Consider the following 16,544-nt stretch of genomic DNA (forward strand, 5'->3'; position numbering starts at 1 on the left):
GTAGTTTGAGATCGCTATCTACCTCTTTCTCTTTCGGGCGCACGTCTACCTCACTCTACAAGGCTGCCGTGCCTCCCTCCATGTTGTCGATCAATCGTGTCGAGCCCATTCGGGCAGCGGCAAGGACAACGACCGGCGCGCCGACCGCACGATCCTGCGATGTCGGCACCACCAGATCCGACTGTCGCCGGATGCTCACGTAGTCCGGCACCCAGCCGCCGTTCCGGAGCTCCGCCACGGCGGACGCCTTGAGACCCTGCGCGTGCCGCCGGGGGGCACGATCCGGATGGTGGACAGGGAGCCGCTCTCGTTCATGGCCGACCTCTTCAACGCGCGCCGGGGCGGATGTGCGCCGTGGCCTCGTCCTCGACGCGCTGCCAGATCTCCACGGCCATCGGGCTGTTGCTTTCCTCGAGGATGTGGCCAACGAGCCCGATCGCGCGGGCGAACACGCCCACGCCGCGCACGATCTTCCACGGCAGGCCGAGCTCGCAGCAGATCGCGCCGATGGCGCCGGTGGCATTGACGGGCAGCATCTTGCCGGTGGTTCGCTCGGCCTCGGCGCAGATCAGCTGCTCGAGCCGCACGTAGTCGCGCGAAAAACCGTTGTCCGCGGCGATGCGGAACAGCCGCGGCGCACGCGGGTCGACCGGCTTGTGCAGCGGGTGGCCGAGGCCGGGCACGATCTGCCCGCGCTCGCGGTAGCCGGCCACCACATCGCGCGCGATCTTTTCCAGGTCGGCGCCCTGGGTGCCGGGCGGCAGCGCCTCGTAGAGCATCTTCGCGGTGCCCTCGGTCGAGCCGACGAACACCGAGCCAAGCCCGCACAGGCCCGCGGCGACGGCGGCCTGCAGCGACTCGGGCGCCCCGGCGTAGGTGATGCGCGCCGCCAGCGCGCTCGGCGTGATGCCGTGCTCCACCAGCGTGACCGCGATGGCGTTGAACACGGTCGACTCCTGCGGCGTCGGCATGCGGCCGACGAGCAGCAGCCAGGCCATGTCGCCGAGGCTGATGTTGCCCAGCAGGTCGTCGGGCAGGCTGCGGCCGCGCACCTCGATGCGGTCGGGCGTGCTCCAGGCGATGTCGGAGCGGATCGGCTTGGTCTTGCGGGGCATGGGAAGTCCTCGGTGAATCGAAGAAGGAAGAATGGAGGGAAGAACTCAGCCCGCCAGCCCGGCGCTGCGCAGCACTGCCCGGGCGCGCTCGACGACGGGCACGTCGATCATCTGGCCGTCCACGGCGACCGCCGCGCCGCCGGAGGCGGCGAACGCGGCGCAGACGCGCTGCGCCCAGGCCACGCGCGCGGGCTCGGGCGTGAACGCGGTCTGCACGACGGCGATCTGCCGGGGGTGGATGCACAGCTTGGCGCCGAATCCCATGCGGCGCGCGCGCTCGACATCGGCCTGCAGGCGCGCGGCGTCGTCGAGCGCGATGCTCACGCCGTCGGCCGGGGCAGCCAGGCCGCCGAGCCGCGATGCCAGCACCACCTGCGCGCGGTACGGCTGCAGTTCGGCTTCCGCGCCGTCGGGCGCGCAGTCGATGCCCAGGTCGACGGCGAGATCGATGCTGCCGAACGCGAGCCGGGTCACGCCGGGCACGCGAGCGATCGCACGGGCCTCCTCGATGCCGCGGGCCGACTCGATGATGGGCAGCACGTCCTTGAACGAGGTCTCGAACGCGTGGCACACGGCGTCGATCCCGTCGGCCTTGGGCAGCATCACGGCGGAGACGCCGGGATGGCGGCACAGCTCGAGGTCGTCGTCGAACCACGGCGTGCCCGCCGCGTTGACGCGCACGATCAACGGAGCGGCCTTGTCGAGCGCCGCCGCGAGCGCGTCGCGGGCGCGCGGCTTTGCGTCGGGCGCGACCGCGTCCTCGAGGTCGACGATCACCGCATCGGCACCCGAAGCGCGCGCCTTGGCGAAGCGCTCGGGCCGGTCGGCCGGCACGAACAGGTAGGCGCGCGGCGCCGCTGCCGCGGCCGTCATGGCAGCAGGCGACCGAGGCGCGGCGTGTCGGCCAGCCCCCAGGTCCGGGCGATCAAGCCGTCCATTTCCGCCGGCGTGGCGGCATCGCCGTAGGCAGCCAGGCGGCGTGCCTTGTCCTCCAGCTCGGCGCGGCTCAGCGTGTTGCCGGGGTCGCCCTTGGGCTCGTCCACACGTGCGTGCAGCAGGCGCCCGTCGGTGGTGCGCACCTCGACCTTGCCGATCCACCGCTGCGGATAGGCGCCGTCGACCTCGGCGTCCAGCCGCATCGCCACGCGGTCGCGGAAGGCGGCCACGCGCGGGGCGAGGAAGTGGCGGTCGAACTCGTCGAGGCCGGCTTGGCCGAACTCGGCCACCAGGCCGAGCACGGTCCCCATCGAGAACTTGCCCTGGTGCACGGTGGCCGGCACGACGACGCGGCCCAGCACGTCGATCGCACCCTGGTGCACCAGCGTCGTCACCGCGGCGATGTCGTCGGCGGCGAGGCGCTCGCGCCGCATCAGCGCCTGCAAGGCGTCGGCGCTCGGGTGGGTGTGGCGGCACGAGGCGTGGTACTTGAAGGAGGTCTCGGCGGTGGCCCAGCGCTGCCCGAGTCCCGCGACCAGCCGCGCCGGGTCGGCGTCGCTCGACATGCCGGCGCCCAGGCCCTGCTCGCCCTCCAGGATGCGGCGCGCGCCGGTGAAGCCGTCCTTGGCCAGCCAGGCCGAGGCCAGGCCCGCCGAGGCCGCATGGGCGCAGTGCAGCTGCTTGGAATCGGCCGCGTCGCGCAGGAACTCCCACAGGCCAGCGGCCTGCGTGCCCGCGCTGCCGAACGCGTGCAGCATCGTCGTGGCGTCGAGGCCGAGCAGCCGGCCGGTGGCCGCAGCGGCGGCCAGCGTGCCGGCGGTAGCGGTGGTGTGGAAGATGCGGTAGTGCGAGCGGCCGAGGAACTCGCCGACGCGGATGCCGACTTCGTAGCCGGCGACCGACGCCGCTAGCAGCTCGCGCCCGCTGCAGCCGATGGCCTGCGCCGTGGCGAGCGCCGCCGGAAAGACCACCGCGGCCGGATGGAACACCGAGCCGTTGTGCACGTCGTCCTGCTCGACGACGTGCGAGGCCGCGGCGTTCACCATCGCGGCGAAGTGCGGCGACGTGAGGCGGCGCGAGATCAGCACCTCGGCCCCGCCCTCGTCGCCGGCACGCAGCGCGGGCCCCATCGCCAGCGCGTAGCGCTCGATGGCCTGCACGGCACGGGCACTCTTGCCCGCAAGCGTGGAGCCCAACCAGTCGAGGAACAAGTCCTCAGTGCGGCGCACCACCGGCGCCGGGATATCCTGCACGCGCAGCGTGGCGGCGAAGGCGGCCAGCGTGGCCGACGGGTGGTCGTTCATGTCGTTCTCCGCTTGCGCCGCTGCGCGTTCGATCCCGCGTTCAAACGGCGCGCTCAGCCCGCAGCCGTGCGATCTCGTCGGCAGAGCGCCCGAGCTCGGCCAGGATGGCGTCGGTATGCGCGCCCAGTGCCGGCACCGACCCCATCGGCGGCGGGGCCTCGCCGGCCACGTGGTGCGGTGGGTAGAGCGCCGGCACCGGGCCGCCGGGGGTGCCGATCTCGGTCCAACGCGCACGGGCGCGGAGCTGCGCGTGCTGCCACAGATCGGCCATCTCGTTGAGGCGACCGTACGCGATCTGCGCATCCTCCAGTCGTTCGACGAGCTGTTCGCCGGTGAGGCCCGCGCACACCTGCTCGATGACCTCGCGCAGCGTCTCGCGCTCGGCCAGGCGCTTGGCATTGCCCTTGTACTGCCCGGCCAGCTCCGGCCGGTGCAGCACCTTGTCGCAGAAGGTGGCCCATTCGCGGTCGTGCTGCACCGCGAGCACGACCTTGCGCCCGTCGCCGCAGGCAAACGGGCCGTAGGGGTAGATCGCCGCGTGCGAGGCGCCGGCGCGCGGCGGCGGAGGCTGGCCGTCGAGCGTGTAGTAGAGCGGGAAGCCCATCCACTCGGACATCGCCTCCAGCATCGATATCTCGAGCCGCTTGCCGCGGCCGGTGCGGCCGCGCTCGAGCAGCGCCGCCAGCACGCTGCTGTAGGCGTACATGCCGGCGGCGATGTCGGCGATCGACAGGCCCGCTTTGGACGGCTGCTCCGGCGTGCCGGTCACCGACACGAAGCCCGATTCGCTCTGGATCAGCAGGTCGTAGGCCTTCTTCTCGGTGAACGGCCCGCCGTCGCCGTAGCCCGAGATGTCGCAGACCACGAGCTTCGGATTGCGCGGCGCGAGGCTGGCGTGGTCCAGGCCCATGCGCGCCGCAGCGCCCGGCGCCAGGTTCTGCACCAGCACGTCGGCGCGTTCCACCAGTTCCTGGAGCACTGCACGCGAGGCGGCATGCTTGAGGTTGAGCGTCAGACTCTCCTTGCCGCGGTTGCACCACACGAAGTGCGAGGCCGAGCCTTTCGCACGCGTGTCGTAGGCGCGCGCGAAGTCCCCTTCGCCGGGGCGCTCGACCTTGATCACGCGCGCCCCCAGGTCGGCGAGCTGGCGGGTGCAGAACGGGGCGGCGATGGCGTGCTCGAGGGTGACGACGAGCATCCCTTGCAACGGAAGCATGGTGCAGGCCTTCAGAACGAGCGCGGCAGCCCGAGCACATGCTCGGCCACGTACGACAGGATAAGGTTGGTCGAGATCGGCGCCACCTGGTACAGCCGCGTCTCGCGGAACTTGCGCTCCACGTCGTATTCGCAGGCGAAGCCGAAGCCGCCGTGCGTCTGGATGGCCACGTTGGCGGCCTCGAACGACGCCTTGGCGGCGAGGTACTTGGCCATGTTGGCCTCGGCGCCGCAGGGCTGCTTGGCGTCGAAGAGGTCGCAGGCCCGCCAGCGCATCAGGTCGGCGGCCTCGGTCTCGATGTGATTCTCGGCGATCGGGAACTGCACGCCCTGGTTCTGGCCGATCGGGCGGTCGAACACGCGCCGCTCGCGCGCATAGGCCGCGCTGCGCGCGACGAACCAGCGCGCGTCGCCGATGCACTCGGCCGCGATCAGCGTGCGCTCGGCGTTGAGCCCGTCGAGGATGTACTTGAAGCCCTTGCCCTCCTCGCCGATCAGGTTCTCGGCCGGGATCTCCAGGTTCTCGAAGAACAGCTCGTTGGTCTCGTGGTTGACCATGTTCGGGATCGGGCGCACCGTCAGGCCCTTGCCGACGGCCTCGCGCAGGTCGACGAGGAAGATCGACATGCCCTCGGACTTGCGCTTCACATCGCCCAGCGGCGTGGTGCGCGCGAGCAGGATCATCAGATCGCTGTGCTGGATGCGAGAGATCCACACCTTCTGCCCGTTGACCACGTAGCGGTCGCCCTTGCGGACGGCGGTGGTCTTGAGCTGCGTCGTGTCGGTGCCGGTGGTCGGCTCGGTGACGCCCATGCTCTGCAGCCGCAGCTTGCCGCTCGCGATGCCCGGCAGGTACAGCCGCTTCTGCTCGGCCGAGCCGTGGCGCAGCAGCGTGCCCATGTTGTACATCTGGCCGTGGCAGGCGCCCGCGTTGCCGCCGCAGCGATTGACTTCCTCCATCACGACCGAGGCTTCGGCCAGGCCGAGCCCGGCGCCGCCGAACTCCTCGGGGATCATTACCGCCAGCCAGCCGGCGCCGGTGAGCGCATCGACGAATTCCTCCGGGTAGCCGCGTGCCGCGTCGACGCGGCGGAAATACTCGTCGGGAAAACGCTTGAACAGGTCGCGCAGCGCGGCGCGCAGTTCGGGGTGGCGTTCGGTCGGGGAGGTCATGCTGGGGCAGCCGGGGCGCGGTGGGGTCGACAGTCCAAAAAAATAAACGTTAGGCCGGTCGTGGCGGACCCGGCGCATCGCTGCGCGGCGCCGGGTTGGGCCTCAGATCGCGGCGGTAAGCTCGGGCACCGCGACGAACAGGTCGGCCACCAGTCCGTAGTCGGCCACCTGAAAGATCGGCGCCTCGGCATCCTTGTTGATCGCCACGATCACCTTGCTGTCCTTCATGCCGGCGAGGTGCTGGATCGCACCCGAGATGCCCACCGCCACGTAGAGCTGCGGCGCGACGATCTTCCCCGTCTGGCCGACCTGGTAGTCGTTCGGCGCGTAGCCGGCGTCCACCGCCGCGCGCGACGCGCCGAGCGCCGCGCCGAGCTTGTCGGCCAGCGGCTCGAGCACCGCATGGAACTTGTCCGCGGCGCCGAGGCCGCGCCCCCCGGAGACGATGATCGAGGCCGCCGTCAGCTCGGGGCGCTCGAGCTTGACGACCTCGCGGCCTACCAGTTCGGTGAGCCCGAGGTCAGGCCCTGCGGGCAAGCTCTGCACGGCCGCGCTGCCGCCGCTGGCGGCCACCGCATCGAAGGCCGTGGTGCGAACACTCAGCACCTTCACCTTGTCCTTGGACTGCACGAGCGCGATGGCGTTGCCGGCATAGAAGGGCCGGCGAAAGGTGTCCGGCGACTCGATGGCGATGACGTCGGAGATCTGCGAGCTGTCCAGCAGCGCCGCCACGCGCGGCAGCACGTTTCGGCCGAACGGCGTGGCCGGCGCGAGCACGTGCGTGTACCCGGCATCGGCCTGGATGAAGCCCTCCACGAGCGCCGCGAGGTTCTCGGCGCCCTGGTCGCCGTAGTGCGCGGCATCGGCGTGCAGCACCTTGGCCACGCCGGACGCGGCCGCCGCCGTTTTCGCGGCAGCGCCGCAGTCGTGGCCGGCCACCAGGACGTGGACGTCGCCGCCCAGGCGCTGGGCCGCGGCCACGGTGTTGAGCGTCGCGGCCTTCAGCGCGGCGCCGTCGTGTTCGGCAATGATGAGGATAGTCATGTTCAGATCACCTTCGCTTCTTCCTTGAGCCGCTTGACCAGGTCGGCCACGTCGGCCACCTTGATACCGGCCTTGCGCGCCGCAGGTTCCTCCACGCGCAGCGTGCTCGTGCGCGGCTCGATGTCGATGCCCAGCGCCGCGGCGTCGATCACCTCGAGCGGCTTCTTCTTGGCCTTCATGATGTTCGGCAGCGTGATGAAGCGCGGCTCGTTCAGGCGCAGGTCGGTGGTCACCACCACGGGCAGCTTCATGCGCAGCTTCTCGAGGCCGCCGTCGATCTCGCGCGTGACCGACGCGGTGCCATCGGCAATGCTCACCTTGGATGCGAAGGTGGCCTGCGCCCAGCCCATGAGCGCGGCGAACATCTGGCCCGCCTGCCCGGCGTCGTCGTCGATCGCCTGCTTGCCGAAGATGGCTAGCTGCACGCCTTCCCTCTGCGCCACGTGGCGTATCAGCTTGGCCACGGCCAGCGGCTCCAGCGGCGCGTCGGTCTGCACCAGCACGGCGCGGTCGGCGCCGATGGCCATCGCGCTGCGCAGCGTCTCCTGGCAGCCGGCGGAGCCGCAGGAGACGGCGATCACCTCGGTGACGGCACCGGCCTCCTTCAGGCGCACCGCCTCCTCGCAGGCGATCTCGTCGAAGGGGTTCATCGACAACTTCTGGTTCGCGAGGTCGACGCCCGAACCGTCGGACTTCACGCGGGCCTTGACGTTGTAGTCGAGCACACGCTTCACGGCGACAAGCACTTTCACTTTGCAATCTCTCCTTCTGGGGATCGGACTTCGCAGCGTTCCGCTCCGGTCGGAACGACGGCTTGGACAGCAGCCTCTTCGTCCAACAGCACGAAGAGGCGGGGAAAGAGCATCTCGAACATGCGCAGCGCCAGCTCGTCCACCTGCAAACGGCGGTCGGAGCGGTACCACTGCCCGGTCCAATTCAGGGCGCCGAGCACGGTCTGACGGACCAGCACGGTGTCGGAATCGACCCAACGCCAAGCCGCGGCGGCGGACAGTTCGCGGTCCCAGAGATCCTCGTAGCGATTGCGCCACTCCAGCACGCGCCGCATCGCCGGGGCCGAGAGGCTGCGCCACTCGTACACCAGCACCATCAAGGCGTCGAGGTTGGGGCCGAGCAGGCCAGCCAGGTGGCATCGCACCATCGCCAGCAGCCTCCGCGGCAGCTCGCGCTCTTTGGCCACGCCCAGCTGAACCGCGCCGAACACGTCGCGGATGCCCTCTTCCATCACCGCCACCAGGATCTCTTCCTTCGAGGCGAAGTGATAGAAGAGCGAGCCCGACTTGATGCCCAGCGCGTCGGCGATCTGGCGCACCGACGTACGCTCGTAGCCGCGGTGCCTGAACAGGCCCGCCGCGACATGCAGGATGTCGCGCCGACGATGGCTTTCTGACTTTTCCGCCATGGCGTACACTGTAGCAGCTAACAAGCGTTAGGTCGATAAATTGTCGGCCGGCGCCTTTCTTCAGTCGCCCAAGTTGATGCCATGCTGCAACGCCCGCTCTTCACCGCCGAGCACGACCTCTTCCGCGAGCAGGTCAGGCGCTTCTTCGACCGCGAGGTCACGCCCCACCACGCGCGCTGGGAGGCCGAGGGCATCGTGCCGCGAGCCGTCTGGCGCGCGGCCGGCGAGGCCGGGCTGCTCTGCCCTGCCATCCCCGAGGCCTATGGCGGCGGCGGCGGCAGCCGGCTGCACAGCGCGGTGCTGATCGAGGAGGTGGCCCGCGCCGGCGCCAGCGGCATCGGCTTCGGGCTGCACTCGGACATCGTCGCCCCTTACATCCTGGCCTACGGCAACGAGGAGCAGAAGCGGCGCTGGCTGCCGCCGATGGCGCGTGGCGAGGTCATCGGCGCCATCGCGATGACCGAGCCCGGCGCCGGCAGCGACCTGCAGGCGGTGCACACCACCGCGCTGCGAGACGGCGATGACTACCTCGTCAACGGCCAGAAGACCTTCATCACCAACGGCCAGAACGCCGACCTCGTGATCGTGGTCGCCAAGACCGACCCGTCCGTCGGCGCCAAGGGCACCTCGCTGGTGCTGGTGGAGACCGACCGGGCCGGCTTCAAGCGCGGCCGCAACCTCGAGAAGATCGGCATGAAGGCGCAGGACACGTCGGAGCTGTTCTTCGACGGCGTGCGCGTGCCGGCCGCCAACATCCTCGGCGGCGAAGGCAAGGGCTTCGTCCTGCTGATGCAGGAGCTGGCCTGGGAGCGCATGCAGATCGCCATCGGCGCAGCCGCCGGCGCCGAGGCCGCGCTGCAGTGGACGCTGGACTACACCAAGGAGCGCAGGGCCTTCGGCCAGCGCATCATCGACTTCCAGCACAACCGTTTCCGCCTGGCCGAATGGAAGACGCAGGTGCAGGTGATGCGCGTCTTCGTCGATCGGCTGATGGACGAACTGCTGCACGGACAGCTCGACGCCGCGACCGCCGCCATGGCCAAGTACTGGACCACCGACCTGCACTGCCGGCTGCTCGACGACTGCCTGCAGATGTTCGGCGGCTTCGGCTACATGTGGGAGTACCCGATCGCGCGCGCCTATGCCGACGCCCGCGTCTCCCGCATCTACGGCGGCACGAACGAGATCATGAAGGAGATCGTCGGCCGCACGCTGTGACGCGCCGCGCGGCCGAAGCGCCGGTGGGCCGTCGTCCCACCCTCACCCCAACCCCATCAGCCCATGACCGAAGCATTCATCTACGACGCCGTGCGCACCCCGCGCGGCAAGGGCCGCGCCTCCGGCGCGCTGCACGGCAGCACGCCGATCCACCTGGCCGTCACCGCGCTGCAGGCGCTGCGCGATCGCAACCGGCTCGACACCGCGCTGGTCGACGACGTGATCCTCGGCTGTGTGGAGCCGGTCGGCGAACAGGGCGCCAACATCGCCCGCGTCGCGGCGCTGGTGGCCGGCTACGACGAGTCGGCGCCGGGGGTGCAGATCAACCGCTACTGCGCCTCGGGCCTGGAGGCCTGTAACATGGCCACGGCCAAGGTGATGTCGGGCCAGTCGCCGCTGGCCGTCGGCGGCGGCGTCGAGAGCATGAGCCGCGTGCCCATGGGCACCGGCGGCGGCGCCTGGCCGGCCGACCCGGCGGTGGCGCTGCCCACCTACTTCGTGCCGCAGGGCATCTCCGCCGACCTGATCGCGTCGCTGTACGGGCATTCGCGCGCCGATGTCGACGCCTATGCGCTGGAAAGCCAGCGCCGCGCCGCCGCCGCGTGGGCCGAGGGCCGCTTCGCGCGCTCGATCGTCCCGGTGTGCGACGTCAACGGCCTGGTGGTGCTGGACCGCGACGAACACATGCGCCCCGAGACCACGATCGAATCGCTGGCCAAGCTCGAACCCTCGTTCAAGCTCCAGGGCGAGCGTGCCGGCTTCGACGCGGTGGCGCTGCAGCGCTACCCGCAGCTCGAACGCATCGAACACGTGCACCACGCCGGCAACTCCTCGGGCATCGTCGACGGCGCTGCCGCCGTGCTGATCGGCAACGCCGAGGTCGGCCAGCGGCTGGGCCTGGAGCCGCGCGCGCGCATCCGCTCGTTCGCCTCCGTCGGCAGCGAGCCGACCATCATGCTCACCGGCCCGTCGTTCTCGGCCGAGAAGGCGCTCAAGCTCGCCGGCATGTCCTGCTCCGACATCGATCTGTTCGAGCTCAACGAGGCCTTCGCATCGGTGGTGCTGCGCTTCATGGAGGTGATGAACGTGCCGCACGCGCGCATGAACGTCAACGGCGGTGCCATCGCGATGGGCCATCCGCTGGGTGCCACCGGGGCCATGATCCTCGGCACCCTGCTCGACGAGCTCGAGCGCCGCAACCTTGCCACCGGGCTGGCCACGCTGTGCGTGGGCGCCGGCATGGGCACCGCCACCATCATCGAGCGCGTCTGAACCGCGCCGATCGGGAATCCTCACCATGAGCATCGACTACCAAGCAGGCGCCGACGGCATCGCCACATTGACGTGGCAGATGAGCGATGCGCCGATGAACGTCCTCAACGCGGCCTCGATGGCCGCCTATGCGGCCGCGGTGCGGCGCGCCATCGCCGATCCCGCCGTCAAGGGCGTGATCGTCACCTCGGCCAAGCCGGAGTTCATCGCCGGCGGCGACCTGAACATGCTGCTGGCCTTCAGCGACGCGCAGGCCATGACCCGCTTCACCGAAGAGCTGCACGCCCTGATGCGCGGCATCGAGAAGAGCGGCAAGCCCTTCGTCGCGGCGCTCAACGGCAGCGCGCTGGGCGGCGGCTACGAGGTGGCGCTGAGCTGCCACCGCCGCATCGCCGCCGACAACCCGAAGGCGCAGATCGGCCTGCCCGAGGTGGGCCTGGGCCTGCTGCCCGGCGGCGGCGGCACGCAGCGTCTGCCGCGGCTGATCGGCATCCGGCCCGCCCTGCCCTACCTGCTGGAAGGCAAGAAGGTCTCGCCGGCGCAGGCGTTGAAGGCCGGCATGGTGGACGAGGTCGTGCCGCCGGCCGAGCTGCTGGCGCGCGCACGCGCCTGGCTACTGGCGGCGAAGCCCGAGGACGCGGTGCAGCCCTGGGACCGCAAGGGATTCAAGCTTCCCGGCGGTCCGGTGCAAAGCCCCGCCGGATACGAGACCTTCACCGCCGGCAATGCGCTGCTGCGCGCCAGGACCTTCGGCAACTACCAGGCGCCCGAAGCGATCATGAGCTGCGTCTACAACGGCTGCCAGGTCGACATCGACACCGCCCTGAAGATCGAGGGGCGCGAGTTCGTCAAGCTCACCGTCGGCCCGGTGTCGAAGAACATGATCCGTACGCTGTTCTTCGGCATCGGCGAAGCCAACAAGCTCGCCGCCCGGCCCAAGGGCGTGCCGCCGGCCAGCTACCGCCGCGTCGGCATCCTCGGCGCCGGCATGATGGGTGCCGGCATCGCCTGCGCGGCGGCCGAGGCCGGGCTCGATGTGGTGCTGCTGGATACCACGTCCGAGCTCGCGGCGCGCGGCAAGGCCTATGGCGAGGCGCGCTGGGCCAAGCAGGCCGAGCAGGGCCGCCTGAGCGCCGAGAAATGCGCCGCGCTGGCGGCCCGCATTTGCCCCACGGCCGACTTCGCGGCGCTGGACGGCTGCGACATCGTGGTCGAGGCCGTGTTCGAGGACCGCGCCCTGAAGGCCGACGTGACCCGCAAGGCCGAGGCCCAGCTCGCGCCCGACGCCATCTTCGCCAGCAACACCTCGACGCTTCCCATCAGCGGCCTGGCGCAGGCCTCGGCGCGGCCGGCCAACTTCATCGGCCTGCACTTCTTCTCGCCGGCCGAGAAGATGCCGCTGGTCGAGGTCATCGTCGGCAAGGCGACGAGCGAATCCTGCCTGGCCCGCGCGCTCGACTTCGTGAAGGCGCTGCACAAGACGCCCATCGTCGTGAACGACAGCCGAGGCTTCTACACCAGCCGCGTGTTCTCCACCTATGTCGGCGAAGGCCTGACGCTGCTGGCCGAAGGCGTGGCGCCGGCCTTGATCGAGAACGCCGGCCGCATGGCCGGCATGCCGGTGGGGCCGCTGGCCCTGGCCGACGAGGTCTCACTCGAACTGATGGCCCGCATCCGCCGCCAGACCGCCGCCGACCTGGGCTCGGCCTACCAGCGCAGCGCCATCGACGAGGTCTGCGAGCGCATGGTCGACAGCGCCCTCGGCCGCCTTGGCAAGAAGGCCGGCAAGGGCTTCTACGAGTATCCGCAGGGTGCCACCAAGCACCTGTGGTCCGGCCTGGCCGGCCTGTGGAAGCCGGCGTCGGTGCAGCCGGGCGTGGCCGAGGTCAAGCAGCGGCTGATGGCGATCCAGTCCATCGAAACCGTGCGCTGCCTCGAGGAAGCTGTGCTGCGAGCGCCGATCGACGCCGACGTCGGCGCCATCCTCGGCTGGGGTTTCCCGGCCTACCTTGGCGGCCCGATCGGACAGATCCACAGCCGCGGCGTTGCTGCCTTCGTGGCCGACTGCGACGAGTTGGCACGCCGCCACGGCCCGCGCTTCGAGCCGCCGAAGAGCCTGCGCGCGATGGCCGCCGAAGGCAAGACCTTCTTCGCGCGCTGAGGGCCCCATCCGCGCGCTGTCCGCCCAACGCCCTCTTCGAGAAAACCAAGACCGCATGTCCACCATCGAGTCCGCCATCGACCGGCAGTCCGAAGCCTTCCAGGCACAGCGCCAGCAGATGCTGGCCTTGATCGACAACTTCCGCGACCTGGAAGGTCGCGTGCGCGACACCTCCAACGCGATGGAGTCGCGCTTTCGCGAGCGCCGGCAACTGCTGCCGCGCGAACGCGTGTCGCTGCTGCTGGACCGCGGCTCGCCGTGGCTGGAGCTGTCCACGCTGGCCGGCCTGCGCCTGCACGACGACGACGGCGAGAAGAACGTGCTCGGCGGGGCGCTGATCACCGGCATCGGCATCGTCTCGGGCATCCGCTGCATGGTCATCGCCTCCGACAGCGCCATCAAGGGCGGCACCATCACGCCGATGGGCATGCGCAAGAGCCTGCGCGCCGAGGCCATCGCGCTGGAGAACCGCCTGCCGGTGGTGCGGCTGGTCGAATCGGGAGGCGCCAATCTGATGCACGTGGGCGAGGTGTTCATCGAAGGCGGCCGCGGCTTCGCCAACCAGGCGCGGCTGTCGGCCGCCGGCATTCCGCAGGTCACCGTGATGCACGGCCACTCCACTGCCGGCGGCGCGTATCTGCCGGGCATGTCCGACTACGTGATCATGGTGCGCGGCCGCGCCAAGGCCTTCCTGGCCGGCCCACCGCTGCTGAAGGCGGCCACGGGCGAGATTGCCGGTGACGAGGAACTGGGCGGCGCCGAGATGCACACCCGGGTCTCCGGCGTGGCCGAGTACCTGGCCGAGGACGATGCCGACGGCATCCGCATCGCGCGCGACGTGCTCGCGCGCATGCCGTGGAACGACAAGCCCGGCCAGGGCACCGGGCGCGGCTGGAAGCCGCCGCGCTACGCCGCCGAGGAGATTGCCGGCCTGGTGCCGCCGGATTACCGCCAGCCCTACGACGTGCGCGAGTTGCTCGCGCGCCTGATCGATGATTCGGACTTCCTCGACTTCAAGCCCGAGTTCGGCGCCGCCACCGTGTGCGGACACGGCGCCATCGAGGGCCAGCCCTGCGGCTTCATCGGCAACAACGGCCCGATCGACCCGCAGGGCGCGAACAAGGCCACGCAGTTCATGCAGCTGTGCGAGCAGTCCGGCACGCCGCTGATCTACCTGCAGAACACCACCGGTTTCATGGTCGGCAAGGAGGTCGAGCAGGTCGGCATGATCAAGCACGGCGCGAAGATGATCCAGGCCGTCACCAACTGCAAGGTGCCGCGCATCACGCTGATGATCGGCGCCTCCTTTGGTGCCGGCAACTACGGCATGTGCGGGCGCGCCTACGACCCGCAGTTCGTCTTCGCGTGGCCCAACGCGCGCGTGGCGGTGATGGGCGGCGAGCAGGCGGCGATGGTGATGCGCATCGTCACCGAGGAGAAGATGGCGCGCGCCGGCAAGGCGCCGCCCGAGGACCTGCTCGAGGGCATGCGCTCCGAGATCCTGAAGCGCTTCGACATGGAGTCGCACTCGCTGTTCGCCACCGCGCGGCTGTGGGACGACGGCATCATCGACCCGCGCGACACGCGCGCCGTGCTGTCGCTGGCGCTGGCCGCGTGCCGCGAGGGCCGTGCCCGCAGCGTGCGGCCCAACAGCTTCGGCGTGGCGCGGATGTGAGGGCGACGGAAATGCGAACCTCCTTCCACAAGATCCTCATCGCCAACCGCGGCGAGATCGCCTGCCGCGTCATGCGCACCGCCCGCGCGCAGGGTTACCGCACGGTGGCGGTGTACAGCGAGGCCGATGCCGGCGCGCTGCACGTTCAGCAGGCCGACGAGGCGCTGTGCATCGGCCCGGCGCCGGTGCGCGAGAGCTACCTCAGCATCGACGTCGTGCTGCGCGCCGCGGCCGCCAGCGGTGCCGACGCCATCCATCCCGGCTACGGCTTCCTGTCCGAAAACGCCGAGTTCGCGCGCGCCGTGCAGGCTGCCGGCCTGGTGTTCATCGGCCCCGATCCGCACTCGATCGAACAGATGGGCAACAAGGCCGCCGCCAAGCGGCTGATGCTCGCCGCCGGTGTGCCCTGCGTGCCGGGCTACCAGGGCAGCGATCAGTCCGACGCCAACCTGCTGCGCCAGGCGCGCGAGATCGGCGCGCCGATCATGGTGAAGGCGGCGGCCGGCGGCGGCGGCCGCGGCATGCGGCTGGTGCACGACCTGGCCGACCTGCCCGATGCGCTGGCACGCGCCCGCTCGGAGGCCGCGAACGCTTTCGGCTCTGACGAACTGATTCTGGAGCGCGCGGTGATCGAGCCGCGCCACGTCGAGGTGCAGGTCTTCGGCGACCGCCACGGCCACGTCATCCACCTCGGCGAGCGCGACTGCTCCGTGCAGCGGCGCCACCAGAAGGTGTTCGAGGAAGCGCCCTCACCGGCCGTCGATGCCGCGCTGCGCGAACGCATGGGCGCGGCGGCCGTCACCGCGGCGCGCGCAGTGGACTACGTCGGCGCCGGCACGGTGGAGTTCCTGCTCGACCGCGACGGCAACTTCTACTTCCTGGAGATGAACACGCGGCTGCAGGTCGAGCACCCGGTGACGGAATGCATCACCGGGCTCGACCTCGTGGCCTGGCAGCTCGCCGTGGCGCGCGGCGAGGCGCTGCCGCTGACGCAGGACGAGGTTCACCTCACCGGCCACGCCATCGAAGTGCGCCTGTATGCCGAAGACCCGGCCAGCGACTTCCTGCCGCAAAGCGGCGAGGTGGCGCTGTGGCAGCCGCCTGCGGGCAGCGGCGTGCGCGTCGACCACGGCCTGGCGCAGGGGCAGGCGGTCAGCCCCTTCTACGACCCGATGGTCGCCAAGATCATCGCCCACGGCGCCACGCGCGATGAAGCGCGGCGGCGCCTGGTCGGAGCGCTGGGCAACACCTGCGTGCTGGGCCTGCCCACCAACCTGCGCTTCCTCGCGGACGCGGCGGCGCACCCCGAGTTCGTGGCCGGCCAGGCGACCACCGCCTTCATCGGCAGGAACTTTCCCCCGGAGCGGCTGCGCGCAGCCGAGGCGAATTCGCGGGCGCTGGCGGTCGCCGCCGCCCTGTGGTTCGACGCCAGCGCGTACCGAGGCGCGCAGTTCGGCTTCCGCTCCAACGGGCCGGCGCGCTGGCCACTGGTGCTGGGCGCGGACGGGGACCGTGTCAACGCCCACGTCACCGTGCTCGGTGCCGGGCGGTTCCGCGTCGAGTGCCCCGCGGGTGCCGCACACGACATCGCCCTTCTCGGGCGCGACGCTGCCCACCATCGGCTGGCCATCGACGGGCTGCACACGCAGGCCACGGCGGTGTTCGCCGGCGGCCGCCTGCATCTGGCGCTGGACGGCCAGACACGCAGTTTCGATGACCTCACCTACGCTCCGCCCCAGCGCGACGACGCCGCCGGCGAATCGAGCGTGCTGGCACCGATGAACGGCCGCCTGCTCGCCGTGTTGGTGTCGGCGGGCGACAGGGTGGTGAAGGGCCAGCGCGTCGCGGTCCTCGAGGCCATGAAGATGGAACACCAACTGCTGGCGCGTCGCGACGGCGTCGTCGAGCGTGTCGGTGCCGCGGTGGGCGAACAGCTGGCCACGCGCGCGCTGGTCGTGAAGCTGATCGAGGAAGCCGCTTGAACAGACTGAATTACCCGCATTGGCCCGGA

14 protein-coding genes are annotated in these 16,544 nt (G+C 70.6%); 5 read left to right on the plus strand and 9 right to left on the minus strand.

All coding sequences use genetic code 11. The features are described from left to right. Positions 1-55: 55 nt before the first annotated feature. The 9 genes from Q392_RS34120 to Q392_RS01740 form a co-directional block, all read right to left on the minus strand. The gene (locus tag Q392_RS34120; RefSeq protein ID WP_137949713.1) at positions 56-427 is read right to left on the minus strand and encodes a pantoate--beta-alanine ligase; all 372 of its coding nucleotides are present in this window, start codon (positions 425-427) and stop codon (positions 56-58) included. Then, entirely contained in the window at positions 327-1,115 is a 789-nt protein-coding gene (locus tag Q392_RS01705) for a citryl-CoA lyase (RefSeq protein ID WP_038200640.1), read from the minus strand. The genes Q392_RS34120 and Q392_RS01705 overlap by 101 nt, the downstream gene beginning before the upstream one ends. Before the next feature lie 45 nt (positions 1,116-1,160). After that, complete coding sequence (locus tag Q392_RS01710) at positions 1,161-1,988, minus strand: HpcH/HpaI aldolase/citrate lyase family protein (protein WP_038200642.1); 828 nt, start codon at positions 1,986-1,988, stop codon at positions 1,161-1,163. Then, complete coding sequence (locus Q392_RS01715) at positions 1,985-3,355, minus strand: MmgE/PrpD family protein (RefSeq protein WP_038200644.1); 1,371 nt, start codon at positions 3,353-3,355, stop codon at positions 1,985-1,987. Before Q392_RS01715 ends, Q392_RS01710 begins: the two co-directional genes overlap by 4 nt. A 40-nt stretch (positions 3,356-3,395) precedes the next feature. Next, entirely contained in the window at positions 3,396-4,571 is a 1,176-nt protein-coding gene (locus Q392_RS01720; RefSeq protein ID WP_038200646.1) for a CaiB/BaiF CoA transferase family protein, read from the minus strand. Between the two features lie 11 nt (positions 4,572-4,582). After that, a complete protein-coding gene (locus Q392_RS01725; protein ID WP_038200649.1) occupies positions 4,583-5,743 on the minus strand; it encodes an acyl-CoA dehydrogenase family protein in 1,161 nt (386 codons plus the stop codon). Between the two features lie 102 nt (positions 5,744-5,845). Further along, a complete protein-coding gene (locus Q392_RS01730) occupies positions 5,846-6,787 on the minus strand; it encodes an electron transfer flavoprotein subunit alpha/FixB family protein (protein WP_038200650.1) in 942 nt (313 codons plus the stop codon). A gap of 2 nt (positions 6,788-6,789) precedes the next feature. Next, positions 6,790-7,539, minus strand: coding sequence for an electron transfer flavoprotein subunit beta/FixA family protein (locus Q392_RS01735; RefSeq protein ID WP_038200653.1), 750 nt, complete (start codon positions 7,537-7,539; stop codon positions 6,790-6,792). Beyond that, entirely contained in the window at positions 7,536-8,207 is a 672-nt protein-coding gene (locus Q392_RS01740; protein WP_057594928.1) for a TetR/AcrR family transcriptional regulator, read from the minus strand. Before Q392_RS01740 ends, Q392_RS01735 begins: the two co-directional genes overlap by 4 nt. An 81-nt stretch (positions 8,208-8,288) precedes the next feature. On the opposite strand from Q392_RS01740, the gene Q392_RS01745 reads away from it, so the two are divergent. The 5 genes from Q392_RS01745 to Q392_RS01765 all read left to right on the plus strand — a co-directional run bounded on the left by Q392_RS01745 (position 8,289) and on the right by Q392_RS01765 (position 16,515). Continuing rightward, positions 8,289-9,425, plus strand: coding sequence for an acyl-CoA dehydrogenase family protein (locus Q392_RS01745; RefSeq protein ID WP_038200655.1), 1,137 nt, complete (start codon positions 8,289-8,291; stop codon positions 9,423-9,425). A gap of 63 nt (positions 9,426-9,488) precedes the next feature. Continuing rightward, entirely contained in the window at positions 9,489-10,697 is a 1,209-nt protein-coding gene (locus tag Q392_RS01750; protein WP_038200658.1) for an acetyl-CoA C-acetyltransferase, read from the plus strand. Between the two features lie 25 nt (positions 10,698-10,722). Beyond that, the gene (locus tag Q392_RS01755; RefSeq protein WP_038200660.1) at positions 10,723-12,858 is read left to right on the plus strand and encodes a 3-hydroxyacyl-CoA dehydrogenase NAD-binding domain-containing protein; all 2,136 of its coding nucleotides are present in this window, start codon (positions 10,723-10,725) and stop codon (positions 12,856-12,858) included. Positions 12,859-12,913: 55 nt separating this feature from the next. Then, a complete protein-coding gene (locus Q392_RS01760; protein ID WP_038200674.1) occupies positions 12,914-14,533 on the plus strand; it encodes an acyl-CoA carboxylase subunit beta in 1,620 nt (539 codons plus the stop codon). An 11-nt stretch (positions 14,534-14,544) separates the two neighbouring features. Beyond that, on the plus strand, positions 14,545-16,515 hold the full coding sequence (locus Q392_RS01765) for an acetyl/propionyl/methylcrotonyl-CoA carboxylase subunit alpha (protein ID WP_038200677.1): 1,971 nt from the start codon (positions 14,545-14,547) through the stop codon (positions 16,513-16,515). The last annotated feature ends 29 nt before the right edge of the window (positions 16,516-16,544 follow it).

Source organism: Xenophilus azovorans DSM 13620 (assembly GCF_000745855.1).
GTDB lineage: Bacteria > Pseudomonadota > Gammaproteobacteria > Burkholderiales > Burkholderiaceae_C > Xenophilus > Xenophilus azovorans.

Coding starts and splice junctions, on each gene's coding strand:
- Q392_RS01725 (WP_038200649.1), bottom strand. CDS start 5,743: ATGACCTCCCCGACCGAACGCCACCCCGAACTGCGCGCCGCGCTGCGC.
- Q392_RS01745 (WP_038200655.1), top strand. CDS start 8,289: ATGCTGCAACGCCCGCTCTTCACCGCCGAGCACGACCTCTTCCGCGAG.
- Q392_RS01760 (WP_038200674.1), top strand. CDS start 12,914: ATGTCCACCATCGAGTCCGCCATCGACCGGCAGTCCGAAGCCTTCCAG.
- Q392_RS01715 (WP_038200644.1), bottom strand. CDS start 3,355: ATGAACGACCACCCGTCGGCCACGCTGGCCGCCTTCGCCGCCACGCTG.
- Q392_RS01750 (WP_038200658.1), top strand. CDS start 9,489: ATGACCGAAGCATTCATCTACGACGCCGTGCGCACCCCGCGCGGCAAG.
- Q392_RS01705 (WP_038200640.1), bottom strand. CDS start 1,115: ATGCCCCGCAAGACCAAGCCGATCCGCTCCGACATCGCCTGGAGCACG.
- Q392_RS01740 (WP_057594928.1), bottom strand. CDS start 8,207: ATGGCGGAAAAGTCAGAAAGCCATCGTCGGCGCGACATCCTGCATGTC.
- Q392_RS01765 (WP_038200677.1), top strand. CDS start 14,545: ATGCGAACCTCCTTCCACAAGATCCTCATCGCCAACCGCGGCGAGATC.
- Q392_RS01720 (WP_038200646.1), bottom strand. CDS start 4,571: ATGCTTCCGTTGCAAGGGATGCTCGTCGTCACCCTCGAGCACGCCATC.
- Q392_RS01730 (WP_038200650.1), bottom strand. CDS start 6,787: ATGACTATCCTCATCATTGCCGAACACGACGGCGCCGCGCTGAAGGCC.
- Q392_RS01710 (WP_038200642.1), bottom strand. CDS start 1,988: ATGACGGCCGCGGCAGCGGCGCCGCGCGCCTACCTGTTCGTGCCGGCC.
- Q392_RS01755 (WP_038200660.1), top strand. CDS start 10,723: ATGAGCATCGACTACCAAGCAGGCGCCGACGGCATCGCCACATTGACG.